General features: G+C 55.5%; 23 protein-coding genes. 18 read left to right on the top strand and 5 right to left on the bottom strand.

What is annotated here, in order from left to right; all coding sequences use genetic code 11:
* Positions 1–330: 330 nt before the first annotated feature.
* From GNG29_RS03115 to yjiA, 14 genes are all read left to right on the top strand, one after another.
* Entirely contained in the window at positions 331–1,497 is a 1,167-nt protein-coding gene (locus GNG29_RS03115) for a nucleotide sugar dehydrogenase (RefSeq protein WP_156653858.1), read from the top strand.
* Between the two features lie 87 nt (positions 1,498–1,584).
* Positions 1,585–2,493, top strand: a complete 909-nt coding sequence (locus GNG29_RS03110; protein WP_156653857.1) for a glycosyltransferase family 2 protein — start codon at positions 1,585–1,587, stop codon at positions 2,491–2,493.
* Positions 2,494–2,562: 69 nt separating this feature from the next.
* Positions 2,563–4,572: a glycosyltransferase gene (locus tag GNG29_RS03105; RefSeq protein WP_156653856.1), complete on the top strand. Its 2,010-nt coding sequence runs from the start codon at positions 2,563–2,565 to the stop codon at positions 4,570–4,572.
* Positions 4,560–5,585: a glycosyltransferase family 1 protein gene (locus GNG29_RS03100; protein ID WP_156653855.1), complete on the top strand. Its 1,026-nt coding sequence runs from the start codon at positions 4,560–4,562 to the stop codon at positions 5,583–5,585. The genes GNG29_RS03105 and GNG29_RS03100 overlap by 13 nt, the downstream gene beginning before the upstream one ends.
* A gap of 66 nt (positions 5,586–5,651) precedes the next feature.
* Entirely contained in the window at positions 5,652–6,737 is a 1,086-nt protein-coding gene (gene rfbB, locus GNG29_RS03095) for a dTDP-glucose 4,6-dehydratase (RefSeq protein ID WP_156653854.1), read from the top strand.
* Complete coding sequence (gene rfbD, locus GNG29_RS03090) at positions 6,737–7,624, top strand: dTDP-4-dehydrorhamnose reductase (RefSeq protein WP_156653853.1); 888 nt, start codon at positions 6,737–6,739, stop codon at positions 7,622–7,624. The genes rfbB and rfbD overlap by 1 nt, the downstream gene beginning before the upstream one ends.
* 148 nt (positions 7,625–7,772) lie before the next feature.
* On the top strand, positions 7,773–8,645 hold the full coding sequence (gene rfbA / locus GNG29_RS03085; protein WP_059308801.1) for a glucose-1-phosphate thymidylyltransferase RfbA: 873 nt from the start codon (positions 7,773–7,775) through the stop codon (positions 8,643–8,645).
* Between the two features lie 52 nt (positions 8,646–8,697).
* Positions 8,698–9,246 carry a dTDP-4-dehydrorhamnose 3,5-epimerase gene (gene rfbC / locus GNG29_RS03080; protein WP_032175613.1) on the top strand — a complete coding sequence of 183 codons (549 nt, stop codon included), beginning with the start codon at positions 8,698–8,700 and terminating at the stop codon, positions 9,244–9,246.
* A gap of 50 nt (positions 9,247–9,296) precedes the next feature.
* The gene (locus tag GNG29_RS03075) at positions 9,297–11,300 is read left to right on the top strand and encodes a capsular polysaccharide biosynthesis protein (RefSeq protein ID WP_156653852.1); all 2,004 of its coding nucleotides are present in this window, start codon (positions 9,297–9,299) and stop codon (positions 11,298–11,300) included.
* 85 nt (positions 11,301–11,385) lie between these two features.
* Positions 11,386–12,633 (top strand): capsule biosynthesis protein, encoded by a 1,248-nt coding sequence (locus tag GNG29_RS03070; protein ID WP_156653851.1) that lies wholly within the window; start codon positions 11,386–11,388, stop codon positions 12,631–12,633.
* Positions 12,634–12,837: 204 nt separating this feature from the next.
* Positions 12,838–13,725, top strand: coding sequence for a YafY family protein (locus GNG29_RS03065; RefSeq protein WP_156653850.1), 888 nt, complete (start codon positions 12,838–12,840; stop codon positions 13,723–13,725).
* Between the two features lie 217 nt (positions 13,726–13,942).
* On the top strand, positions 13,943–16,096 hold the full coding sequence (locus tag GNG29_RS03060; RefSeq protein WP_156653849.1) for a carbon starvation CstA family protein: 2,154 nt from the start codon (positions 13,943–13,945) through the stop codon (positions 16,094–16,096).
* Between the two features lie 96 nt (positions 16,097–16,192).
* Positions 16,193–16,396, top strand: a complete 204-nt coding sequence (locus GNG29_RS03055; protein ID WP_032616354.1) for a YbdD/YjiX family protein — start codon at positions 16,193–16,195, stop codon at positions 16,394–16,396.
* Positions 16,397–16,406: 10 nt separating this feature from the next.
* Complete coding sequence (gene yjiA / locus GNG29_RS03050) at positions 16,407–17,360, top strand: GTPase (protein WP_156653848.1); 954 nt, start codon at positions 16,407–16,409, stop codon at positions 17,358–17,360.
* Between the two features lie 35 nt (positions 17,361–17,395).
* On the opposite strand, the gene GNG29_RS03045 is transcribed toward yjiA, so the two are convergent.
* Entirely contained in the window at positions 17,396–18,160 is a 765-nt protein-coding gene (locus GNG29_RS03045; protein WP_156653847.1) for a hypothetical protein, read from the bottom strand.
* A gap of 484 nt (positions 18,161–18,644) precedes the next feature.
* Here GNG29_RS03045 and GNG29_RS03040 point away from each other — a divergent pair, with 484 nt between their 5' ends.
* Positions 18,645–19,190 (top strand): YfaZ family outer membrane protein, encoded by a 546-nt coding sequence (locus GNG29_RS03040; RefSeq protein WP_103823123.1) that lies wholly within the window; start codon positions 18,645–18,647, stop codon positions 19,188–19,190.
* Between the two features lie 99 nt (positions 19,191–19,289).
* Here GNG29_RS03040 and GNG29_RS03035 read toward each other — a convergent pair whose 3' ends face one another.
* The 4 genes from GNG29_RS03035 to GNG29_RS03020 form a co-directional block, all read right to left on the bottom strand.
* Positions 19,290–20,660: an NAD-dependent succinate-semialdehyde dehydrogenase gene (locus GNG29_RS03035; RefSeq protein WP_156653846.1), complete on the bottom strand. Its 1,371-nt coding sequence runs from the start codon at positions 20,658–20,660 to the stop codon at positions 19,290–19,292.
* A gap of 565 nt (positions 20,661–21,225) precedes the next feature.
* Positions 21,226–21,405 carry a hypothetical protein gene (locus GNG29_RS03030; RefSeq protein WP_156653845.1) on the bottom strand — a complete coding sequence of 60 codons (180 nt, stop codon included), beginning with the start codon at positions 21,403–21,405 and terminating at the stop codon, positions 21,226–21,228.
* Positions 21,406–21,410: 5 nt separating this feature from the next.
* Positions 21,411–21,833 carry a hypothetical protein gene (locus GNG29_RS03025; RefSeq protein WP_156653844.1) on the bottom strand — a complete coding sequence of 141 codons (423 nt, stop codon included), beginning with the start codon at positions 21,831–21,833 and terminating at the stop codon, positions 21,411–21,413.
* Positions 21,811–22,203, bottom strand: a complete 393-nt coding sequence (locus tag GNG29_RS03020; protein ID WP_103178111.1) for a polymorphic toxin type 44 domain-containing protein — start codon at positions 22,201–22,203, stop codon at positions 21,811–21,813. The genes GNG29_RS03025 and GNG29_RS03020 overlap by 23 nt, the downstream gene beginning before the upstream one ends.
* Before the next feature lie 185 nt (positions 22,204–22,388).
* Here GNG29_RS03020 and GNG29_RS03015 point away from each other — a divergent pair, with 185 nt between their 5' ends.
* The 3 genes from GNG29_RS03015 (at position 22,389) to GNG29_RS03005 (ending at position 25,250) form a co-directional block, all read left to right on the top strand.
* Positions 22,389–23,132, top strand: coding sequence for an AraC family transcriptional regulator (locus GNG29_RS03015; RefSeq protein ID WP_156653843.1), 744 nt, complete (start codon positions 22,389–22,391; stop codon positions 23,130–23,132).
* A 47-nt stretch (positions 23,133–23,179) separates the two neighbouring features.
* Entirely contained in the window at positions 23,180–23,824 is a 645-nt protein-coding gene (locus GNG29_RS03010; RefSeq protein ID WP_156653842.1) for a LysE family translocator, read from the top strand.
* Positions 23,825–23,969: 145 nt separating this feature from the next.
* Positions 23,970–25,250 carry a DUF445 domain-containing protein gene (locus GNG29_RS03005; protein ID WP_156653841.1) on the top strand — a complete coding sequence of 427 codons (1,281 nt, stop codon included), beginning with the start codon at positions 23,970–23,972 and terminating at the stop codon, positions 25,248–25,250.
* Positions 25,251–25,260: the final 10 nt, after the last annotated feature.

Genomic DNA, 25,260 nt, shown 5'->3' with positions numbered 1-25,260 from the left:
ATCATTTCCTTAAACAGAATAAATGTTAAATAGTTGCTATCAATATAATTAACCATTATAACATTATCGTTCTATTGAAAGCACGGCTAATAAAATTATATGGAAAGCTAGATTTTCGCTTTTATCAAATCTAGTTTGAATAAGACAGTAAATTTTCCATCCACTAATAACCCGCTATCAAGAATAGAACATTTCGGTTCATGGTTCATGAATCATGATTCATGATTCATGCGAATATGATAAATTATAAGTCACTCCTTCTGCTGACCTATTATTACGTTAGCGTTAATAATAGGTCATATATAATTACTTTATTTAAGCGATCAAAAGATGAATATTACTATTGCCGGTACCGGTTATGTTGGTCTATCAAATGCAGTACTTTTGGCACAACATCATCAAGTCATTGCTCTAGATGTCATCTCTTCGAAAGTTGAGCAAATTAACCAGCGTAAATCTCCAATAGCAGATAAAGAGCTTGAAGAATACTTAGCCAACAAGCCTCTTAATCTTCGGGCTACATTAGACAAAGTTGAAGCCTATAAGGACGCCAAGTTTGTCATTATTGCAACTCCTACAGACTATGATCCAAACACTAACTACTTCAATACCAACACCGTAGAAGCCGTCATTCGCGATGTGATGAGTATTAACCCGAAGGCAGTTATGGTCATTAAGTCCACCATTCCGGTGGGCTTTACCGAGCGGATGCGTCAGGAGTTCGGTACTGAGAATCTGATTTTCTCTCCTGAGTTTCTGCGAGAGGGGCGTGCTCTTTATGACAACCTTCATCCATCGCGCATCGTGGTGGGAGAGTGCAGCGAACGTGCGCAACGTTTTGCCGATCTGCTGAAAGAAGGTGCGATTAAAAAAGATGTGCAGGTGCTGTTAACGGGCAGTACCGAAGCCGAGGCCATCAAGTTGTTTGCAAATACCTACCTCGCCATGCGCGTTGCGTATTTCAACGAATTGGATACCTACGCTCAGTCCCATGGTTTGGACAGTCGTCAGATTATCGAAGGTATTGGTCTGGACCCGCGTATTGGCACGCACTACAACAATCCTTCGTTTGGTTATGGCGGCTACTGCCTGCCCAAAGATACTAAACAGTTACTTGCAAACTATAAGAAGGTTCCAAACAACCTGATCCGCGCAATTGTCGATGCTAATACCACCCGGAAGGATTTTATTGCCGACAGTGTGATCGCCCGCAAGCCTAAGGTTGTAGGGATCCACCGTCTGGTCATGAAAGCGGGTTCCGATAATTTCCGTTCCTCCGCTATTCAGGGAATTATGAAGCGGATAAAAGCTAAGGGGATCGAGGTAGTGGTCTTTGAACCAACCATCAAAGAAGACACTTTCTTTAATTCCCGCGTCATTCCTGACCTCGCAGAATTTAAGACCATCAGCGATGTTATCCTCTGCAATAGAATGGCCAGTGAATTAGCTGACGTGCCCGAAAAGGTCTACACCCGCGATCTATTTGGTTCGGATTAAGATGTACTAACAAAGAAGGGCTTATTCCTTTTAATTCACAATGAACACGAGTAATGCTATTACTCGCTATTTGACTGAGAATGCATTTTGAAATTATTTGTTGCCGCAATCATTAAAAACGAAATGGATGCCCTGCTGGAATGGATTGCTTATCATAGGGTTGTAGGAGTAAACGGGTTTATTATTGCGGATAACGGCAGTAATGATGGTTCGCGCGCTTTTCTCAACGGACTTGCGAAACTGGGTATCGTAACCGTAGTCGACTTCCCAACTGTCGGAGAACAAAAGCCGCAGTTACCTGCTTATGAACGTATTTTACGCAGCTGCAGCCCAGATATCGATTTATTAGCATTTATTGATGCCGACGAATTCTTAGTGCCACTTGAGCCTGAGCAAAGTATAACAACCAGTCTTAGCGAATGGTTTAGCGACCCTTCAATAAACGCTGTTGCTATGAACTGGGCAAATTTCGGTTCGAATGGCGAGTTGTTTACTGAGGAAGGTTTAGTGATAGAGCGCTTTACTCAACGCGCCCCCCAAAAATTTCATGCAAACCATAATTTTAAAAGTATTGTAAGACCCAGCATCACCAGTAGATTTAGTAACCCTCATCATGCTGAACTAGTCCATGGTCGGTATATCGATGCATCAGGAAATGATCTGATTTTACATCCGAAATATGGAAAAGGGGTGAGCGCCGAAGTAGTCTGGAACGGCGTACGGGTGAACCACTATGTGGTCAAATCCCTGGAAGAGTTCTTGCTCGGAAAACACCTGCGCGGCAGCGCCGCCACAGCCAAGCGCGTAAAACACAAAGCCTATTTCAAAGCCCACGATCGCAACGACGAAACCTGCCTGCTGGCGGCCGCCCTGGCTCCAAAAGTCAAAGCAGAAATGGCAGCACTGCAGGCGCAACTGGATGCCTTGCCGGAAGAAGAGAGTCCGCAGAAGAGCGACTCCTGGCTGGCTTCCCGCGTTAAAAAGTTAATCGGTTAATCGACATTTTCCCCATATTCGACAGGAGTCAGAAGTGGCCTTCCCCACTTCCGGGTAGTGAATCCTCTAATGCATAGCGATTACCACTGGCACCCTCTGGCGCTGCCAGACACCTCTTTATCCCGCGCGGGCTGGTTCCTGATCCAGGGCACCCTGCGTGCCCGCCAGCCGCGGGGTGAAACCCGCCTGCGCTGGCAGTGTCAGGGCATCTGGCATGAACAGATCCTCCCGATCACCCGTCGCGGCACCCTGCAGGAGCTGGTCTGGCTGCCGGTGGGTGCCTGTCAGGTGGGGCTGCTCGCCAGTAGCGAAGGGGCGGAATGCGAACTGAATATTACCCGCTTTGCGCAGGTGTCCGCGGGCAACAGCCTCTGGCGCCGGTTGCGCCGGGTATGGCCTTTTTATCAGCGCCTGAATGCGCAAAAGCGCAAGCGTCTGGGGCTGTCCTGGCACCTGTGGTTTACCGATTTACAGCAGGCCTACGACCTGGTAGGCAAGATCCGCGACGACAGGCCGCTGCACGCCTACGAACACTGGCTGGCGAATTTCGATACCGTGCAGCCCGGTGAGCGTCGGCTGATCGATCGTCTGCTGTCCCGCTGGGGCAACCTGCCCCGCGTCTGTCTGCATCTGGTGAACGGCGGCGATGAAGCCGCACGCCAGCGCACGCTGGCCAGTATCGCGGCGCTCTGTTATCCGGCAACGCATATCACCGTGCTGGAACACCCGTCTGCCGCGGGCAGGCCTGAGGGCGAATGGCAATGGGCCATTCCCATAGGGGCCGAACTGGCCCCGGCCGCGTTAGTGTGGCTGGCGCACCAGCTGCGCCAGACCCCGGACGCACAATGGATCTACGGCGACCACGATCTGCTGGATGAAAAAGGCAAACGCCACTCGCCGGACTTTAAGCCGGACTGGAACGAAACCCTGCTGCACAGTCAGAACTATATCGGCTGGTGTGGCCTGTGGCGGGAACAGGGCACCTCTGCCTTCCCGCAGGATGGGGCCGGGTGCTATCGCGGGTGGTTGCAGCTGGCCCACCAGCTTGCCCCGAAAGATATCGCGCACATCCCTGCCCTGCTGATGCACGTCCCGGACACACTGCCGCAGCAGGACGGGTATGAAACGCTGGCCAGCCTGTTGCAGGACCTGCCCGTCGGGGTGACGCTGGAGTCGGCTCCGCACGGCATCTGCCGCTGGCGCTGGCCGCTTCCGGCAGAGCTGCCGCGGGTCTCGGTAATCATTCCCACCCGTAATGGTCTGGCGCATCTCAGGCCGTGCATTGAAAGCCTGGTGCAGCACACCCGTTATCCGAATATCGAAATCATAGTGATGGATAACCAGACCGACGACCCCGAAACCCTGGCCTATTTTGAACATATCACCCGGGAGTACGGAGTTCGGGTAATCGCCTGGGATCGTCCGTTCAACTACTCCGCCATCAACAATGCCGGGGTGCGCGAGGCCACGGGCGAGCTAATCTGCCTGCTCAATAACGACACCGAAGTGATCAACCCGCTGTGGCTGGATGAGATGGTCTCTCATGTGCTGCGCCCGGGCGTTGGGATCGTCGGGGCGAGGCTCTTTTACGGCGATGGCCGGGTGCAGCATGCGGGCGACGCTGTCGGGCCGGGTGGCTGTGCCGATCACTTTCACAGCGGGCTGGCCGCCGATGAACCTGGCTACCAGCGCCGGGCGGTGAGCGCCCAGGAGCTGTCGGCGGTGACGGCGGCCTGCCTGCTCACCCATCGCCAGCTCTTTTTGTCCCTGAACGGGCTGGATGAAGTGAATCTGCCGGTGGCCTTCAACGACGTGGACTACTGTCTGCGGGTCGGCGAGGCGGGCTGGCGGATCGTCTGGACCCCCTTTGCCGAGCTGTACCACCATGAGTCGGTCTCCCGCGGCAAAGATGTTACGCCAGAACAGCTGGCGCGTTCCCAGGGTGAACTGCGCTACATGAAAAAACGCTGGGCCCAGCGGCTTAAGCACGATCCCGCATACAATCCCAACCTGAGCTACGACCGACCCGATTTCTCGTTAAGTCATACTCCTAATGTGGTGTTGCCATGGACGAACTGATCAGAAAGGCACTGTTTAAACCGTATCTGAAGTTGAATAAGCAAAACAGCGAGACGCAGTCGGACAGCTGGCCCGAGTGCCGCTCGCTGCTGATCCTGCATGAGGGAAATTCACCGACGCTGGCCTATTTTGAAGCGGCGATCAGAAGTCGTTTTCCCGGCGCCCAATGTCAGCTGGTGGATACCTTAACCACACCCTCTATCGAAGTGGATAAAGGGACCGCCATCGTGGTCATTCGCTTTATCTCCTCCGAGTGGCAGCGCGAAATTGTGCGCAATATCGATGACCTCTCCCATGTGGTCTACTTTATGGACGACGATCTGTTCGATCCGTCTGCCTTAACGGCGTTGCCCAAAGCCTACCGGACGAAAATCATCCGGCGCTCGGCGGCGCAGCACCGCTGGATCACCACCCATTGCGACACCATCTGGGTCTCAACGCCTTATCTGGCCAACAAATATGCGCACCTGAATCCCGATGTGGTGCCCGCCCAGCCCACGCCGCGGCTGCTGGCCGTGACCCGGCCGGTAAAAATTGCCTACCACGGCTCCAGCTCGCACCAGGCCGAAAAGTACTGGCTGCGGCAAGTGGTGGAAGGCGTGCTGAAGCAGTGCCCCCAGGCCAGCTTCGAAATCTTTGGCGAACATGAAATCTATAAGCTTTACCGCGACTTACCGCGCGTGACGGTATTACACCCGATGAGCTGGCAGAACTATCTGGATTACACTCAGCATCACCGGGTAGATATTGGTCTGGCCCCGCTGCTGGAGTCGGAATTTAATATGGCGCGCGGGCCTGTAAAATTTTATGATTTCGTGCGCATGGGCGCGGTGGGGGTTTACAGCAATTGCGCCCCGTACAGTGACTTTATCGAACAAAATATCAATGGCGTGCTGCTGAACAACGATCCGCAAAAATGGATCGACACGTTGTCGCTGCTGGTTAATTCCGGGCAAAAACGCCAGTCTCTGGCGAAGAATGCGAAGGAATATACGTATTCGTTAATGCATTAACACAGGACGGAGCAGAGACTGTGTTCTGGTGACCCTTTCATTCAATAGAAAAAGTAAAAAACGCTTATGAAAATCCTTGTAACCGGTGGAGCCGGTTTTATCGGTTCTGCTGTTGTTCGCCATATCATCCGTGACACACAGGATGCGGTGATCAACCTTGATAAGCTCACCTATGCGGGCAACCTCGAATCGCTGGCCGACGTGGCCACAAGTGACCGCTACGCCTTTGAGCAGGTGGACATCTGCAACCGCGCCGAGCTGGATCGGGTCTTTGCCACCCATCAACCGGATGCGGTGATGCATCTGGCCGCCGAAAGCCACGTGGATCGCTCCATTACCGGCCCGGCCGATTTTATCGAAACCAATATCGTTGGCACTTACACGCTGCTGGAAGCGGCTCGCGCTTACTGGAGCGAGCTGGATGAATCCCGCAAGCAGGCGTTCCGTTTCCACCACATCTCCACCGACGAAGTGTATGGCGACCTGCCGCACCCGGATGAAGTGAGTGCGGGTAGTGAGCTGCCGCTCTTTACCGAGACCACGCCGTACGCGCCAAGCAGCCCGTACTCCGCGTCAAAAGCCTCCAGCGACCATCTGGTACGCGCATGGCGTCGTACCTATGGCCTGCCAACCATCGTGACCAACTGCTCCAACAACTACGGCCCGTATCACTTCCCTGAGAAGCTGATCCCACTGGTGATCCTCAATGCGCTGGACGGCAAAGCGCTGCCGATCTACGGCAAAGGCGATCAGATCCGCGACTGGCTGTACGTTGAAGATCACGCCCGGGCGCTCTACACCGTAGTGACCACCGGCGTGGTGGGCGAGACCTACAACATCGGCGGCCATAACGAGAAGCAGAACCTCGACGTGGTGCACACCATCTGCGATCTGCTCGACGAGATGGTGCCAAAAACCGGTTCCTACCGCGACCAGATCACCTACGTGACTGACCGCCCGGGCCACGACCGCCGCTACGCCATCGATGCCAGCAAAATGAGCCGCGAGCTGAACTGGCAGCCGCAGGAGACCTTCGAGTCCGGCATCCGTAAAACCGTGCAGTGGTATCTGGATAACCAGCAGTGGGTCAACAACGTGAAAAGCGGCAGTTATCAGGACTGGATCGCGAAGAACTACCAGGAGCGTAACTGATGCATATTCTGCTGTTCGGCAAAAATGGCCAGGTGGGCTGGGAGCTGCAGCGCGCGCTGCTGCCGCTGGGTCGCATCACCGCGGTGGATTTTGACTCCACCGATTACTGCGGTGATTTCAGCAACCCGGAAGGCGTGGCTGAGACCGTGCGTCTGCTGAAGCCGGACGTGATCGTCAATGCCGCCGCCCATACCGCGGTGGATAAAGCCGAGAGCGAGCGCGACTTTGCCGAGCTGCTCAACGCCACAAGCGTAGCCGCCATCGCCAAAGAAGCGGAGGCGCTGGGCGCCTGGCTGGTGCACTACTCCACCGACTACGTCTTCGATGGCAGCGGTGAAAAACCCTGGGTCGAGACAGACCAGACTGCACCGCTGAACGTCTACGGTGAAACCAAGCTGGCGGGCGAGCAGGCTGCTGCGCTCTGCTCCCGTCACCTGATCTTCCGCACCAGCTGGGTCTATGCCGCCCGTGGCGCTAACTTCGCCAAAACCATGCTGCGCTTTGGCAAAGAGCGCAGCGAAATGTCGGTGATCAACGATCAGTTTGGCGCGCCGACCGGAGCAGAGCTGCTGGCCGACTGTACGGCGCATGCGATCCGTATCGCGCAGGACAAACCTGAGGTTGCCGGGCTGTATCACCTGATCGCCTCAGGCACCACCACCTGGTTCGACTATGCCCAGCGGGTATTCGCGACCGCTCGTGCGGCGGGCGTTGAGCTGGCTGTCACCCAGGTGAACGCAGTTCCAACCAGCGCCTTCCCGACACCGGCTAAGCGTCCACATAACTCACGCCTCGATACCAGCAAGTTCCAGCGCACCTTCGGGATGACGCTGCCGGACTGGACGATCGGCGTTGATCGCATGCTGGCTGAAATTCTTGGAAAGTAAACGCATCAAGGTATGCTATGCGTGCCTTGTTTTAGCGACACGGACCTTTGTCAGGGAGCGGCTTTTTTAGCTTCCCTTTACAGCAATCAAACAGATGGTAGTGAGGGCGTTGCGCCCCTCTACAGCAAAACAGAAGAATTGAAGGATTATGAACAAGCGTAAAGGTATTATTCTGGCCGGTGGGTCAGGGACTCGTCTCTATCCGGTCACCATGGCGGTGAGTAAACAGCTGCTGCCCATCTACGACAAACCGATGATCTACTACCCGCTGAGCACCCTGATGCTGGCAGGTATCCGCGATATCCTGATCATCAGCACCCCGCAGGATACGCCGCGCTTCGAGCAACTGCTGGGCGACGGCAGCCAGTGGGGCCTGAATCTGCAGTATAAAGTGCAGCCAAGCCCGGACGGCCTGGCCCAGGCCTTTATCCTCGGCGAAGAGTTTATCGGCGGCGACGATTGCGCGCTGGTGCTGGGCGATAACATCTTCTACGGCCACGATCTGCAGAAACAACTGGAAGCCGCCGCAGCCAAACCTGCGGGCGCCACCGTCTTTGCCTATCATGTACACGATCCTGAGCGTTATGGCGTGGTGGAGTTCGACCATGAGGGCACCGCCATCTCTCTGGAAGAGAAACCGCTGGAACCGAAGAGCAACTATGCGGTAACCGGTCTCTACTTCTATGACAACCGCGTGGTTGAGATTGCCAAAAGCCTGAAACCGTCCCCGCGCGGCGAGCTGGAAATCACTGACGTGAACCGTATCTACCTTGAGCAGGGCGATCTGTCGGTCGCCATGATGGGTCGTGGTTATGCCTGGCTTGATACCGGCACCCACGAGAGCCTGATTGAGGCCAGCAACTTCATTCAGACCATTGAAACCCGTCAGGGGCTGAAAGTGGCCTGTCCTGAAGAGATTGCCTACCGTCTGAAGTTTATCGATGCCGACCAGGTGCGCAAGTTAGCTGCACCGCTGGCGAAGAATGCTTACGGGCAATATCTGCTGAAAATGCTCAAGTAGTCACCATTAACACCAGGGGCGTCATGCCCCATTTATCAATCAGGCCGTAATCATGAACGTAATTCAGACCGCAATCCCCGACGTGTTTATCTTTGAGCCAAAAGTGTTTGGCGATGACCGTGGCTTTTTCTTCGAAAGCTTTAACCACCAGCAGTTCGAAGCTGCCATTGGCCGCAGCGTCAACTTCGTGCAGGACAACCACTCTAAATCCTCAAAAGGCGTTCTGCGTGGCCTGCACTACCAGCTGGCGCCACATGCGCAGGGCAAACTGGTGCGTTGCGTGGCGGGTGAAGTCTTCGACGTGGCGGTGGATATCCGTAAAAGCTCCCCGACCTTCGGTCAGTGGGTGGGTGTGCATCTGTCTGGCGAGAACAAGCGCCAGCTGTGGATCCCGGAAGGTTTCGCCCACGGCTTTATGACCCTGAGCGACTCCGCAGAGTTCCTGTATAAAACCACCAACTACTACGCGCCGGAGAGCGACCGCGGCATCCGCTGGAACGATGAGACCATTGGTATTACCTGGCCAGAAATCGACAGCGAGATCCTCACCTCCGCCAAAGACAGCGTTGCCAAATCCTTCCCTGACGCAGAGTACTTCTGAGTCCCACGCCCCGCAGTGACGCGGGGCGTTTTCTGATGCACAGAGCGCACATGACATTCTATACAGGTTCAGCCGGGATCCTGGCGCGAAAAGCGCAGCTTGAGCCGATGCTGGGCCACCCGTTACACGCCTTTAAAACCAACACAGCACTGGCGCAAGACGATGTCCTGGTCGGCTGGGGCCAAAAAACCAATACCCGCCAAATCAGACAAAAAGCCCACGATCTAGGCCTGCCGTACTGGCAGCTTGAGGATGGCTTTATCGGGTATATTGGCCATCCCGCCAGGGGGGGCAAAGCCGTCTCCCTGATCGCCGATCCTGTGGGAATTTACTACGATGCCCGCCAGCCGAGCCGCCTTGAAGAGCTGATCGCGACCCCCTGCGATGACAAGATGCTGGCGCGTGCCGAAGCGCTCACAGCTAAACTGCTGCGTCTTGGCATCACCAAGTACAACTGCTATGCCGCAGGCAGCGGCCTGCCGGATACGCTGGCGGCCCGTCTGCATAACGACCCGCGCCCGAAAGTGCTGCTGATTGACCAGGTGGCGGGGGATCTCTCCATTCCTGGTGCGCTGGCAAGCGAAGACGATTTTGTTGCAATGGTGGTGGCGGCCCGCCGTAACCACCCCGATGCCCGCCTGCTGCTGCGCACTCACCCGGATACCCGGCTGGGTAAAAAAAGCGGCGTGCTGGCGCGGCTGGCGCTGGACGACGTGGAGGTAGTGGCCGAACACTGCCATCCCCATGCCCTGCTGAATAGCGTAGAGGCAGTCTACACCGTCTCTTCCCAGATGGGGTTTGAAGCCCTGCTGCTGGGCAAAGCGGTCCACTGCTTCGGCATGCCGTTTTACGCGGGCTGGGGGCTGACCCACGACAGCAAAACCTGCCCGCGCCGCCAGGGGCCGATCGCCCTGCCCCAGCTGGTGGCGGCGGCGCTGATCCTCTACCCGCGCTATCTGGACCCGATCCTGGGCCAGCGCTGCGAAGTGGAACAGGTGCTCGACATTATTGCCGGTCAGCAGCATCCTGCCCCGCGCTATCGCCGTCTCTATATGGTGGGCTTCTCGCTGTGGAAGCGCGCCTTTATGCGCGCCTTCTGCCAGCCGCTGGCCGAAGAGCTGCGCTTTGTGCGCAAGCTGCCTGAAACGCTGGCCGCCGACGAGCAGGTGCTGGTCTGGGGCAGCCGCCATCCTGAACTTAAAAGCGCCATCCGGGTGGAAGATGGTTTTATCCGCTCCCGGGGGCTGGGCTCGAACCTGTGCCGCCCTTCCTCGCTCTCCATCGACCCGGTGGGGATCTACTTCGACAGTCGCCGTCCAAGCGGGCTGGAGCAGTTGCTAAATCAGCATGAGCTTACCGACCAGGAGCTGGCTCGCGGCGAGACGCTGGTGGATCTGCTCCGCCAGCACGGGGTGAGCAAATATAACGTCGGCACCGTGCAGCCCTTCACCCCACCCGGTGATGGCCGTTCTCTGGTGCTGGTGGTGGGCCAGGTGGATGGCGATGCCTCGATCCTCACCGGCAGCCCGGTCATCCGCAGCAACGAAGCGCTGCTGTGGGCGGTACGTGACGCCAGACCAGAGGCGCATATCCTGTTTAAACCGCACCCGGACGTGGTGGCGGGCAACCGGGCCGGGGCTATCTCTGCCGAATGCCTGGCAAGCTGCGTCGACAGCCAGGTGCTGGATCTGGGCCTCACCAGTCTCTATCCCCATGTGGATGAGCTGCACACCATGACGTCGCTGAGCGGCTTTGAAGCACTGGTGCAGGGGGTGAAGGTCACCACCTGGGGCCAGCCGTTCTACAGCGGCTGGGGGCTCACCGAAGACAGACATCCCGCCCCGCGTCGTCAGCGCCCTCTTTCGCTGGCGGCGCTGGTCTATCTGACGCTGGTGGCCTACCCGCGCTATATCGACTGGCAGAGCGGGCTGTGGATGAGCCCGGAGCAGTTGATCCGCCAACTGGCCGCGCAGGGGCACTCCTCATCGCAAAAAGCCAGCCGCTGGCAGCGCTGGCAGCTCAAACTGAGCTATCTCGTTCAGACACTTCGCTAGCAAACTATTTATCCTGATTTACTAAAGAAAAGCGGTCATCAAGCCGTTACTCACTCTTCATCAACGGACCGATCTGGGAAAAATAATGGAAGAGCAAGCTATCCGCCACCTGCTAAATGGCCGTCGATATCTTTTACTACAAGGACCGATGGGCCCCTGCTTTTCACGTCTGGCGATCTGGCTGCAGCACAGCCACCGCGAAGTAAAGCAGGTCTGCTTTAACGCCGGAGACGCCTGGTATGCCGCGAAAGAGACGTCGCTGCACTACACCGGCCCGGTGAAAAATTTTGCCTTCTGGCTGCGCGATCTGCATAAAACCTACCCCTTCGACACCATCGTCTGCTTCGGGGATTGCCGCCCGATGCATGTCGAAGCGAAGAAGTGGGCGCGCGGCAAAGCCATCGACTTCCTCGCGTTTGAGGAGGGGTATTTCCGGCCGTTTTATATCACCCTGGAAAAAGGGGGCGTGAACGCCTTCTCCTCAATGCCCATCGATGCGAAATATTATCGCGAGCAGCCGCTGCCGGAGCTGAAAACCCCGACGCCGTGGAAGCCCAGCGCCTTTAACCGTGCCGCCCACGCCATGCTCTACTACGCGGCGGGCTGGTTTGGTCGCCATCGCTATCGCGGCTACCGCCACCACAAGTCGTTCTCCCCGTGGTATGAGATGCGCTGCTGGTTCCGTGCCGGCCGCCGTAAGCTGTGGTATCGCTGGAAGCAGCGCCACATGCTGCGACATATCACCGAAACGCTGGACAACGCGTACTACCTGGCGATTTTGCAGGTCTACAACGACAGCCAGATCATTCATCACAGCCCGTATAAAGACGTGCGTGACTATATCGAAACCGTGATCCGCTCGTTCGCCCGCCATGCGCCGAAAGAACGCCATCTGGTGTTCAAGCACCACCCGATGGATCGGGGTCACCGCTATTATGGCGTGCTGATTAATACGCTGTGCGAGAAGTACGGCATTACGGCTGACCGGGTGATCTATATCCACGATCTCTCCCTGCCCGCCCTGCTGACCCACACCCGGGGCGTGATCACCGTCAACAGCACCGCGGGGCTGTCGGCGCTTATCCACAACAAGCCGCTCAAGGTGATGGGCAAAGCGCTGTACGACATCGAAGGCTTAACCTGGCAGGGGCCGTTGAACCAGTTCTGGCGAGCGGATTTCGCGCCTGACAAGCAGCTGTTCCAGCGTTTTCGTACCCACCTGCTCTACAACACGCAGATCAACGCCGTGTTTTACGGTAAGTCCGACTGGCTTAACGTTCCGACCGAACTCCCCTTGCCGGGTTCCATTACCGATTCCGAACTCGAACGCTAATTCACCCCTACGCCGGGGGGATTGCCCCGGCGGATCCGATCTGCCCCTCGCTTTTATCCCCTCGTTGTAAAAATAACTAATGTTTATCCCTAATCTGGCCGTTATAACCTAAGACAAATTTTCACGCCGCTTTTTGCACTGACATATTTTGTCAGCACGCACCGGCGTAATTCACAGCAATGTTTTAAATCACGGGAAAGCTATATGACAATTCCGACCAGGAGTCGCTCGGCTGAAAGGTTGGTAGATATTCTGCTGGAGCTTCATTTACACGGCGTGGTTAACCGCCAGGCATTGATGCATAAATTTAATATTACTGAGCGCACCGTCTATCGCGATCTGAATGCACTCTCGCCAATTGTGGAGTACGCCGGAAACGGGCTGTACCGGCTTATTCATTCCCCGCAAGGACACACCGGACCGGGGCTGCATCACGTCATTGCTAACCTCCTGAATGTGGATGACTATTTTCCTGATAAAGGGCGTGAATTCTGGCAGAAACTGGAGTCACGGGTGGAGGAAAACCATATTATGATCCTCGGTAACGAGGCCGAGCGGAAAGAAAAATGGGATATTCACGCGCAGCTTGCGGCCTTTGAGAAGGCGATTAAGGGCCAGCAGATTTGCCAGATCCTCTATAAAGGAAAATCGCGCCAGGTTAACCCTTATAAAATAATTAACAAAAAAAATATATGGTATTTACAAGCCACCGAAAATGGCAGATTGAAATCGTTTTCTTTAAGCCTTATTCAGTGGCTGGATATTCGCAGCGAAACCTTCTCGCCAGATAATGACACCCTCGAATTGCTGGAAAAAAATCCCGACCCGTGGGTCAGCGAAGAGACATTCGAAGTGGATGTGCTTATTCCCGCCACCATTGCGCACTATTTTAAACGCCGCGATCTGCTGCCCGGCCAGGAAATTCTGGCGGAAGATAAAAACGGCATCACCCTGCGCTGCCATGCCGCACATGAAAACCAGATCCTGCCGCTGCTCTTCTACTGGCTGCCTAACATCGAGGTGCTGGAACCGGTATGGCTGAAGCAGAAGTTCGTTGCCATCCTGGAGAACTATCTGGCTGACGTGGAGTGATCCGCCCCTGACATCGTGATCCCCTTCACACAATTCCCTCCTCTGACGGCGAGCCTGAACCACTCGCCCTCTCCTTTGACCGCTCACCCCGCCATATAACCACTCACCGATTTACCTTCCTTTACACGCGCAAGGCTCTGGCAAGATCGCCGTAGCATTAATCACTCTCTCTACAGCGAACCCTGACGCTTTTTTCATCTAAAAACCAGGTCTTATTATGGATATCAAAAAACTACTTAAGCACGTCCCCTGGCTGCTGCTTGGGATACTCGGGGCATGTTGCCTTGCTGTCGTCGCCCTGCGTCGCGGCGAGCACATCAGCGCCCTGTGGATCGTCGTGGCCTCCGTGTCGGTCTATCTGGTGGCGTACCGCTACTACAGCCTCTACATCGCGCAAAAGGTCATGAAGCTCGACCCGACGCGCGCCACCCCGGCGGTCATTAACAATGACGGCCTGAACTACGTGCCAACCAACCGCTACGTGCTGTTTGGTCACCACTTTGCGGCTATCGCAGGCGCGGGTCCGCTGGTTGGGCCAGTCCTGGCGGCGCAGATGGGCTACCTGCCGGGTACCCTGTGGCTGCTGGCGGGCGTGGTGCTGGCGGGTGCGGTGCAGGACTTTATGGTGCTGTTTATCTCTTCTCGCCGTAACGGCGCCTCTCTGGGTGAGATGATCAAAGAAGAGATGGGCCGCGTCCCAGGCACCATCGCCCTGTTCGGCTGCTTCCTGATCATGATCATCATCCTTGCGGTGCTGGCGCTGATCGTGGTGAAAGCGCTGGCGGAAAGTCCGTGGGGCGTCTTCACCGTCTGCTCTACCGTGCCGATTGCGCTGTTCATGGGGATCTATATGCGATTCCTGCGTCCGGGCCGCGTGGGTGAAGTGTCAGTGATCGGTATTGTGCTGCTGGTGGCCTCCATCTACTTCGGCGGCGTGATTGCCCACGACCCGTACTGGGGCCCGGCGCTGACCTTTAAAGACACCACCATCACCTTTGCGCTGATTGGTTACGCCTTTATCTCCGCCCTGCTGCCGGTATGGCTGATTCTGGCGCCGCGCGATTACCTGGCGACCTTCCTGAAAATCGGCGTGATCGTCGGTCTGGCGATCGGCATCGTGATCATCAACCCTGAGCTGAAAATGCCTGCGGTGACCCAGTACATCGACGGTACCGGTCCACTGTGGAAAGGCGCGCTGTTCCCGTTCCTGTTTATCACCATTGCCTGTGGTGCGGTCTCTGGCTTCCACGCCCTGATCGCCTCCGGCACCACGCCGAAACTGCTGGCGAACGAAACCGACGCGCGCTTTATCGGTTACGGCGCAATGCTGATGGAATCCTTCGTGGCGGTCATGGCCCTGGTGGCGGCCTCCATCATCGAGCCGGGTCTCTACTTCGCGATGAACACCCCACCAGCGGGCCTGGGCATTACCATGCCGAACCTGCATGAGATGGGCGGTGACAACGCGGCGCTGATCATGGCGCAGCTGAAAGACGTAAGCGCCCACGCGGCGGCGACCGTCAGCTCCTGGGGCTTTGTGATCTCCCCTGAGCAGATCATGCAGACAGCCAAAGACATCGGTGAACCGTCTGTTCTGAACCGTGCCGGTGGCGCACCAACCCTGGCGGTCGGTATCGCCCACGTGTTCCACAAAGTGCTGCCATGGGCGGACATGGGCTTCTGGTACCACTTCGGTATTCTGTTCGAAGCGCTGTTCATCCTTACCGCGCTGGATGCCGGTACCCGTGCAGGCCGCTTTATGCTCCAGGATCTGCTGGGTAACTTCGTGCCGTTCCTGAAGAAGACCGACTCGCTGGTGGCGGGCGTACTGGGAACCGCGGGCTGCGTAGGTCTGTGGGGCTATCTGCTGTATCAGGGCGTAGTCGACCCACTGGGCGGCGTGAAGAGCCTGTGGCCGCTGTTCGGTATCTCTAACCAGATGCTGGCGGCTGTCGCTCTGGTGCTCGGCACCGTGGTACTGGTGAAGATGAAGCGCACCAAATATATCTGGGTGACCGTAGTACCTGCTCTGTGGCTGCTGCTCTGCACCACCTGGGCGCTGGGTCTGAAACTGTTCAGCTCCAACCCGCAGCTGGAAGGCTTCTTCTTTATGGCTAACCAGTACAAAGAGAAGATTGCCGCAGGCGGCGGTGAGCTGACTGCCCAGCAGATTGCCAACATGAACCATATCGTGGTGAACAACTACACCAACGCGGGTCTGAGCATTCTGTTCCTGGTGGTGGTCTACAGCATCATCTTCTACGGCATCAAAACCTGGATGAAAGTGCGTAACGCCGAGGGTCGTACCGATAAAGAGACGCCGTACGTACCGGTGCCGGAAGGCGGCGTGAAGACCTCTTCACACCACTAAAACAATGGCGGGTGGCGCTGCGCTGACCCGCCCTACAACGGTACTGTAGGCCCGGATCGCTGCGCGCCACCGGGCTTTTTCTATCTGGATGGCACAATGTTTGGTAACTTAGGCGAAGCAAAAAAATACCTCGGTCAGGCGGCGAAGATGCTGATTGGCATTCCGGACTATGACAACTACGTTGAGCATATGAAGACCAACCATCCGGATAAGCCCTACATGACCTACAACGAATTCTTCCGCGAGCGTCAGGAAGCGCGCTACGGCGGAGGAGGAGAAGGCGGCGTACGCTGCTGCTGAAGGAGAAACCATGACACCGATTGCAGTTACCCTACTCACCGGCTTTCTCGGCGCGGGCAAAACCACCCTGCTGCGTCACATCCTCAACGAACAGCACGGCTTTAAAATCGCCGTTATCGAAAACGAGTTCGGTGAAGTCTCGGTGGACGACCAGCTGATTGGCGATCGCGCCACTCAGATCAAAACCCTGACCAATGGCTGCATCTGCTGCACCCGCTCCAACGAACTCGAAGATGCCCTGCTCGACCTGCTCGACAGCCGCGATCGGGGTGAGATCGACTTCGACCGCCTGGTGATTGAGTGCACCGGCATGGCCGACCCCGGCCCGATTATTCAGACCTTTTTCTCCCATGAGATCCTCTGCCAGCGCTATCTGCTGGACGGCGTGATCGCCCTGGTCGACGCGGTACACGCCGACGACCAGATGAACCAGTTCACCATCGCCCAGTCACAGGTGGGCTACGCCGACCGCATTCTGCTGACCAAAACCGATGTGGCGGGCGAGAGTGAAAAACTGCGCGAGCGCCTGATGCGCATCAACTCCCGGGCCCCTATCTATACCGTCACCCATGGCGATATCGACCTGTCTCAGCTGTTCAACACCAGCGGCTTTATGCTGGAAGAGAATGTCACCTCAAAACCGCGCTTCCACTTTATGGCGGACAAGCAGAACGACGTGGCGTCGATTGTGGTGGAGCTGGATTACCCGGTGGATATCAGCGAAGTCTCCCGGGTAATGGAGAACCTGCTGCTGTCGTTTGCCGACAAACTGCTGCGCTACAAAGGGATGCTGTGGATCGACGGCGAACCGAACCGCCTGCTGTTCCAGGGCGTGCAGCGCCTCTACAGCGCCGACTGGGATCGCCCCTGGGGCGACGAGCAGCCGCACAGCGTGATGGTGTTTATTGGCATTGAACTGCCAGAAGAAGAGATTCGCGCAGGGTTTGCGGGATTGCGGAAGTAACGCCTGATGGCGCCCTCTCCTGCGGAGAGGGTCTGCTATCCGCTACGGAAATGACAGATGTCGCCCTCTGCCCGTAACCTGCTCGACTGGGGATAAAGCCAATTTGCGATAAACCAGTCGTGCTGCAAACCGCCGCTTTTATCATATATATCTTTCCCGTTAGCCAGAGGAAAATGGAAAACCTGAGAGCCGCTGTCTTGCCCAAAATGCACAACTGCCTCAATTTCCGCATCAGCGCCATAATGCTCGGCCATTTTTTTATTAAAGACGGGCAGATAATCGTGCTGCGCGATGGTAAAAGCATTTTCAGGCGTGGCGACAAAAATATTCTTCAGCTCATCGTTATTTAACCAGTCGGTCAGCCCGGGCAGCGTTACCGCCTGTGACACCATTATCCATGAAGTCTCTCCGGGCCGAAGCAAAATGGGCGTGTTGCGATTCGCATCGTCGGTTAATGCGCAGCGGGAAAAGGAACCGGCCTTACCCTTTGATGCCACCCGGCTCTTTTTGATATCAATCTCAGCGGACGTCAACATCATGGTCTTTTCACCATAATTCCTCACCTCCATCATTAAAAAAAGATCGTTCACCGAGTGGGTTACGAGCGGGCTGGTACGAAACGGCTGCAGTCGCGCCTGAATCACAGCCAACTTCTCCTGCGGCTTTGGGCCTATCATATCCCAGAGGCCAAACAGATCGTTTGCGAAGCCAACGACGCCGGCCGTAACGATGCAGAAGGCAATAATCCGCGTCTTTTTCGTTGCGAATAAACATCGTGCGCGCGTAATCAGGGCGCTCATTTTTTTTCCTTTTTTATTACCACTCAAAATATTCCTACTTCCGTTCTGGCTCTTTTAAGGAGATTACCTTCTCCCCTGCGACATTTTCGGCCGCCTGCCGGCCAGGAACAAGGGGCAATTTATCCCGGCCGCTTTTTCCCGCCGGCAAAATCGCCTGTTCAGGATTTCAGCTTATCTGCAAAAATGTAAATTCACATATTTATCTGTTACATCAGAAACATTTTCGGAAATTATAAGAAATTCAATTAATACTTAACTAATTACTTTTCCCGCCCCGTTCAGTTTCTGTTTAGGCGCTAATCTAAACCTCCGCTCAACATGAAAAATTTAACGATTGACCCGGCACCATTTACACCTTTCGCTCACATTATCTGAACAAAATACACACAAAATCAGCATAAAACCGCGCTCATGAGCACATTTGCAGCCATAAACCTCGCCTGTTAGGGTGTGCGCAGACAAATTAGATGACGAGGCATAAAACATGAAAAAGCTTAATATCTTCATCCTTGCTGCACTGACCGCGATTTCCGGCTCCGCGATGGCCATGGGCGGCAGCATTGAGCAGAGCAAAAACTTCACCAATCTGAACCTTGAGATGGGTAAATCCTCCTCAGGTCTGTATGCCGAAGGTAACTGGCTGAAAAACACCGATGACGGCACCCAGACCGGCGGTGTTGGCGCGGGTTATAACCTGGAAGTGGGGCCGGTGATGCTCAATGCCGGTGCGAAAGCCATCTACCTCGGACCGAAGAAAGGCGATAACGGCGTGGCATTCCCTATCGGTGGTGGCGTCAACCTGGCCCTGACCGACAGCATCCACGTTTACGGTGAAGGCTATGTCGCGCCGGAAGGACTGAACAACAGCGTGAAAAACTACGTTGAAGCCAACGGCGGCGTGAGCTGGACGCCGGTTACCCCCGTAACCCTGAAGGTGGGTTACCGTCACGTCAGCGTTGACGGCAAAGATGGCCGTCCGGGCCACACCCTGATTGACGGCGCCTACGTTGGCGGCGGCGTCACCTTCTGATAAAGCCAGGCCTGTAGCAGCGCCGCCATGCGGATATTGCTCCAGGCCAAAGCATAAAAAAGGCGGCATCCGCTGCCGCCTTTGTACCGGTAAAGACATTTACCGGCGGATCACCACCAGCTTCTGGTTCACAAACTCTTTGATCCCCAGATCCGACAGCTCACGCCCGTAACCAGAACGCTTCACCCCGCCAAACGGCAGCTCTGCCGCGGTATCGGTGAGCCAGTTGATCCACACCATCCCGGTTTCGATCTTCGAGGCCATCTTTCTGGCACGATCGGTATCTTTACTGAAGATCGCGCCGCCCAGACCGTAGTGCGAGTCGTTGGCGAGCTTCACCGCCTCCTCGTCATTTTTCACCACATAAATCTGCGCCACCGGGCCGAAGAACTCTTCGAAGTACGCAGGGTTATCGCGGGTGATATTGGTCAGGATGGTCGGCTCAAAGAAGCTGCCCTCGCGCTGCACCGGTTTGCCGCCGTAATGCAGCGTGGCGCCATTTTTCACCGCCTCATCGACCTGCTTTGTCAGGGTTTCCAGCGCGTCTTTCGAGGAGAGCGGCCCAAGCGTGGTGCTCTCGTCCAGCGGATCGCCAATCTTCACCTGCTTAAAGGCTTCGGTGTACTTCGCCAGGAACTCCTCCGCCACTTTCTCGTGGATAATAAAGCGTTTGGCTGCGGTACAGACCTGTCCGGCATTGGCCAGGCGCGCATTGACGCCAATTTTTACCGCCTTCTCCAGATCGGCATCGTCCAGCACCACAAAGACGTCGTTACCGCCCAGCTCAAGGGTCGATTTTTTGATGTGCTTCGCCGCCTGGGCCGCCACGATGCTACCGGCTTTCTCAGACCCGGTCAGCGCCGCACCCTGCACGCGATCGTCAGCGATGATATTGGCTACCTGATCTGAAGAGATAAACAGGTTGGTCCATGCCCCATCCGGGGCACCGGCTTCACGCACCAGATGGGCGAAAGCCTCGGCACAGTGCGGCACGATGCTGGCATGTTTGGCGATAACCGGGTTACCCGCCGCGAGGTTCGGCGCCAGCACGCGCATCAGCTGGTAGTAAGGGAAGTTCCACGGCTCTACGGCCATCACCACGCCGATGGGGTGATGCTCCACCCACGCCTCGCCGAGCTCCGAGGGGTATTTCACCGGCGCAAGGAACTGTTTCGCATTGTCGGCGTAGTAGCGGGCGATCTGGGCGCAGAGTTTTACCTCGCCACGGCTCTGGGCTATGAGTTTCCCCATCTCCTCGCTGGCGATTTTTGCCAGCTCTTCAGTGCGGGAATCAATAAGGTCCGCCAGCTTATGCAGCACCGCCAGGCGCTTGTCGATACTGCCCTTTGACCAGTCGGAATGGTAGAGCGCATCAGCCGTATTCAGCGCCGCTTCGACGTCAGCATCAGTATGAGAAGGATATTCTTTGATGAGTTTGTTGTTGGCAGGATTCACTGTCTGATAGGCCATTGTTGCCTCCTTTTTTTACCGCTTGGGGTATTAAGAGTAGTCAAAATAGCTGGTTTCGCAGGTAAAGTTAGGTATACAGGGTGTGCCACCCGGCGGGTGGCGTGAGATATAATTGCTCCATTCAGGCGACGCAGCGTTCGTTCCAGCTGTCTTTGAAGACAATCTTTTCCTATTCGCTTTTTTTTCTGGCAAGAGATTTTTCTAATACACCAATAACGTTTAAACATACGTAGAATACAACAAGCCATAACGCGGCATAAACGAACTTCATTGGCCACACGACAGGCAACATAAGGCAAACTATAAACCCGCCTACAAATAATACGGCTTCAAACAAACTCCAGATCTGAACCGTCAAGAATATCAAAGCCTTTAAAATATGCTTATACATACAGGAGAAAAAATTGCTATTTTTCATTTAATTTACTGTCACGATTTCTATTTTTCTAAATAGAGCCACCATCGTTGGCTTGCTATAAAAACCGCTTCCACAAAGGGTTTTACGAGGGTGAAGCCAATTATATCGAGCGCGCCACCTTCAGGTGGCATCTGTTATTTTAGATCACTAAAATTTCCCGCGAACCGCATTACCCCACTGTTCATCGGTAGTTTCTGGAATATCGCTATAATCCATTTCCTTATCAGACTTTTCTGCCAATGCTAACAGTTCATTAGTATGCAGGATAATATGTAGTGGCATATCATCGCGTTTGAGTCTCACCACTGCATGCTTTTTCATGTCCATATGAATTAACGTACTCCTGTGGCAGTAAGATTAATCACAGGGATAACCAGATTTTCCTGAGCGTAGAACATTGTAAGATTACTGAAAGAGTAGATACGCCCTGATAACTTAACATTGATAGTATTTCCGTAGCCGCTAATTATGGCACTGCCATTATCTGAAACAAGAAAAGGCTCACTTTCCCTGAGCTGCTCTATCGTCTGATTTTTTTTATCCAGGTAGTAACGATAGACATCAGGCACGGTTGCCCCACCCCCATACTGCGTGACGTAAAGCGTCACGTTTTCTGAAATATCCTTTTGCATCACTAAACGATCGTCGCTTCGACTCTCCATGAAGTATTCATAAGAAAAATAGCCTGCAACGATAATAAGTAACAGGATGGTGATCAGCCGATGTAACCATTTAATAGCCGTGCTGACGTGCATAGTTTATTCCCTGTTTAATCCAAAACTGATCGCGCGGGTCGTCACCATAGGGAAATTCGCCATGCCATGCACCCCATTGTGGACGCGACGTCTTAGCATGTGACTGCGCAAAACCCGCTCCCATATAGAGCGTTTTCTCAGGTATACCCGCGGCAAATCCTGTTGCACCATAATTAAAATTGCCAAAATTTGCCAGTTTTCTGTCTTGCTGTTTGTAATCCCAGGGCCCTCGATTCCGGACTTTTTGATAGAACCAGTAATAAGTTTGCGGCAAGGCCATATTTCTCGACATTCCATTTATACGCGCCTCGCGCATATTCTTATGAATAAGATCCAAACCCTCTTTGGGTAATAATGGTATAACGGCCATATATTCATTCCTTTGATAATTTCACCTATAAGTCCATGATGCGTCGTCGCTATTTTATTTAACCCTGAATTTTATACCACTATTCTAATCACATAACGACCTCTCCCAAATTATTCCAGGCGACACCTTTGTCCGCTCATGCTATAAGCACCTAAACCCCTTTATCCCTCACACCGGTGACCGCTATGCCCCATACCCGCCAAGTCAATCAGACCTTCATACGCCAGCCCGGTATTGAGCTGCGCAGCACCTGGCAGAGCACCCAGGCCTATAAGCGTCACAGCCATGCTCAGCTCTCCATTGGCGCCATCCTCGAGGGGCAAACCTGCTGCACCTGCAACGGCGAGCCATTCACCCTCCATCCTGGCGACCTGATTGTCATCCCCGCGCATCTGCCGCACAGCTGTAACCCCGTTGCGGGACAACCCCGCAGCTACCACATGCTCTATCTGGAGACTGACCTTCAGCCCGCCATGCAGGTGATCCGCAGCGAAGCGCTTTTCCGCCAGTATCTGGCTGTGGTTGACACGCTGCCGCCCGAAGCTATCGATGCCCTACTGGCAGCGTTGAAAGAAAACCCCTCTCCGCCTGAAACGCTACGCCCCTCCAGCCTTGCACTGTTACAGACCTTACGCCACAGCCTGCAGGAACCGCCCTCGCTGGATGTCTTAGCCCAACGCTTTTCACTGCGCAAAGAGACGTTAATCAGAACCTTTAAGCAGGATACCGGCCTGACGCCCGGCACCTTTCTGGCCATCTCCAGGGTAGAGTTCGCCAAAGCCCGCCTGCGCGCCGGGGACAACATCGCCGACGTCAGCTACCAGAGCGGCTTTGCCGATCAGAGCCACTTCCATAAAACCTTCGTCAGCTACACCGCCGCCACGCCGCGCCAGTACGCCACCGGGCGATCAATATCCGACAATAATTAGCGCTCGCACCGGCGTAGCCTGACCTCAGTTTTATTGATGAGGTCACTATGGAACTGACTCCCGCTCTCTTCCCGCCCGCTTTTCTGGCGCTCGCGCTGGCGCACTTCGTCGCCCTGCTCAGCCCCGGCCCGGATTTCTTTTTGCTGATGGGGTTTGCCGCCCGGCATCGCCTGCGCGGCAGCGCCGGGCTGTGCGTGGGGATAGCCCTGGGCAACGGGCTTTATATCCTGCTGGTGATCGTTGGCGCCAGCGCGTTGCGTCAGTACACGCTGCTGTTTAACGCCATTGAACTCCTGGGCGGGCTGTATCTGCTGTGGATAGGCTGGCATCTGATCCACAGCCGCGCCCGCACTCTGACGCTGGATAATGCGGAGCCGGAACGCCCAGGCTGGCGCAGGCAGCTTCTGCTCGGCCTGGGGTCGGCGGTATTAAATCCGAAAAATGCCCTCTTTTATCTGGCGCTGATGACCGCCCTGCTCGGGCCGAATGTGACGCTGCTCCAGCAGTCGGTGAGCGGCATCTGGATGGTCACGGTGGTGCTGGTGTGGGATCTGGCGGTGGTGTCGTTCATCGCCCTGCCCGCCGTTCAACGTCGGCTGAGCGACCACATCTGGAAAATGGAGCGCGTGGCGGGGGTAGTGCTAATTGCGTTTGGCGTAGGGATTTTATGGCGATTCTTCTTACCCTTGTGAATGCAGAGAAAACGCCTGATGGCGCTACGCTTATCAGGCCTACAACCCCCCCGCGCACTCCTCGTAGCCCCGGTAAGCGCAGCGCCACCGGGGAAAATGCCCGCTCCCTTGCCCCTTCGCCTTTTCTCCCTCTATCCTTAATCCTATGGAAAAACTCGCTGAACTCAAACGCGCCAAGCTGCTGGCGCTGTCGCTGCTGCTGATTGCCGCCGCGACCTTTATCGCTACCCTCTTTCTGCCACAAACCTTTTGGGTGCGCGGCGTAAAAGCCATTGCCGAAGCGGCGATGGTTGGCGCGCTGGCGGACTGGTTTGCGGTGGTGGCCCTGTTTCGTCGGGTGCCGATCCCCTTTATCTCAAAACATACGGCGATTATCCCGCGCAATAAGGACCGGATTGGCGACAATCTCGGCCAGTTCGTGCAGGAGAAGTTTCTTGATACCCAGTCGCTGGTGGCGCTCATCCGCAAGCATGAACCGGCGCTGCTTATCGGCAACTGGTTCAGCAAGCCGGACAACGCCGAGCGCGTCGGGCAGCATATCATGCAGGTGATGAGCGGTTTTCTGGAGCTGACCGACGACGGGCGCATTCAACGGATGCTGAAGCGGGCGGTACATAAGGCGCTGGATAAGGTCGATTTCAGCGAAACCAGCGCCGCCATGCTGGAGAGCATGACGAAAAACGGGCGTCATCAGGTGCTGCTGGACGCGGTCATTAATCGCCTGATTACCCTGCTGCAGCGCGACAGCACGCGCGATTTTATCGCCGCGCAAATCGTCCACTGGCTGAAGACCGAACATCCGCGCAAATCGATGGTGCTGCCCACCGAGTGGCTGGGGGATCAGAGCGCCGAGGTGGTTTCAAACGCGGTGAACGCCATCCTGGATGATGTCAGCCACGACCGCACCCATCAGATCCGCCAGGCCTTCGACCGCGCGGTATTTAAGCTGGTTGATAACCTGAAAAACGACCCGGAAACCGCGGCCAAAGCCGAGAACATCAAAACGTATCTGAAGAACGACGAGGCGTTTAACCGCTATCTGGGCGAGATGTGGGCCGACCTGCGCCAGTGGCTGAAGGCCGATATGCAGCGCGATGACTCCCGCGTGAAGCAGCGCCTTGCCAACGCCGGGCTGTGGTTTGGTGAAACTCTGGTGGCGGACAGCAACCTGCGCGCCTCGCTGAACGAACATCTGGAGCAGGCCGCGCACCGCGTGGCGCCCGATTTTGCCCGCTTCCTCACCCGCCATATCAGCGACACGGTAAAAGGCTGGGATGCCAAAGATATGTCCCGCCAGATTGAGCTGAACATCGGCAAGGACTTACAGTTTATCCGCGTCAACGGCACGCTGGTGGGCGGCACGATTGGGCTGATCCTGTTTTTACTTTCGCAACTGCCGGAACTCCTGCCGCTGCTGGGCCGCTAAAAAAAGGCCG

The organism is Leclercia sp. Colony189 (assembly GCF_009740165.1).
Classification (GTDB): Bacteria; Pseudomonadota; Gammaproteobacteria; order Enterobacterales; family Enterobacteriaceae; genus Enterobacter.
Note: the sequence above shows the minus strand (reverse complement) of the source record. Positions and strands in the feature narration are given on the sequence as shown.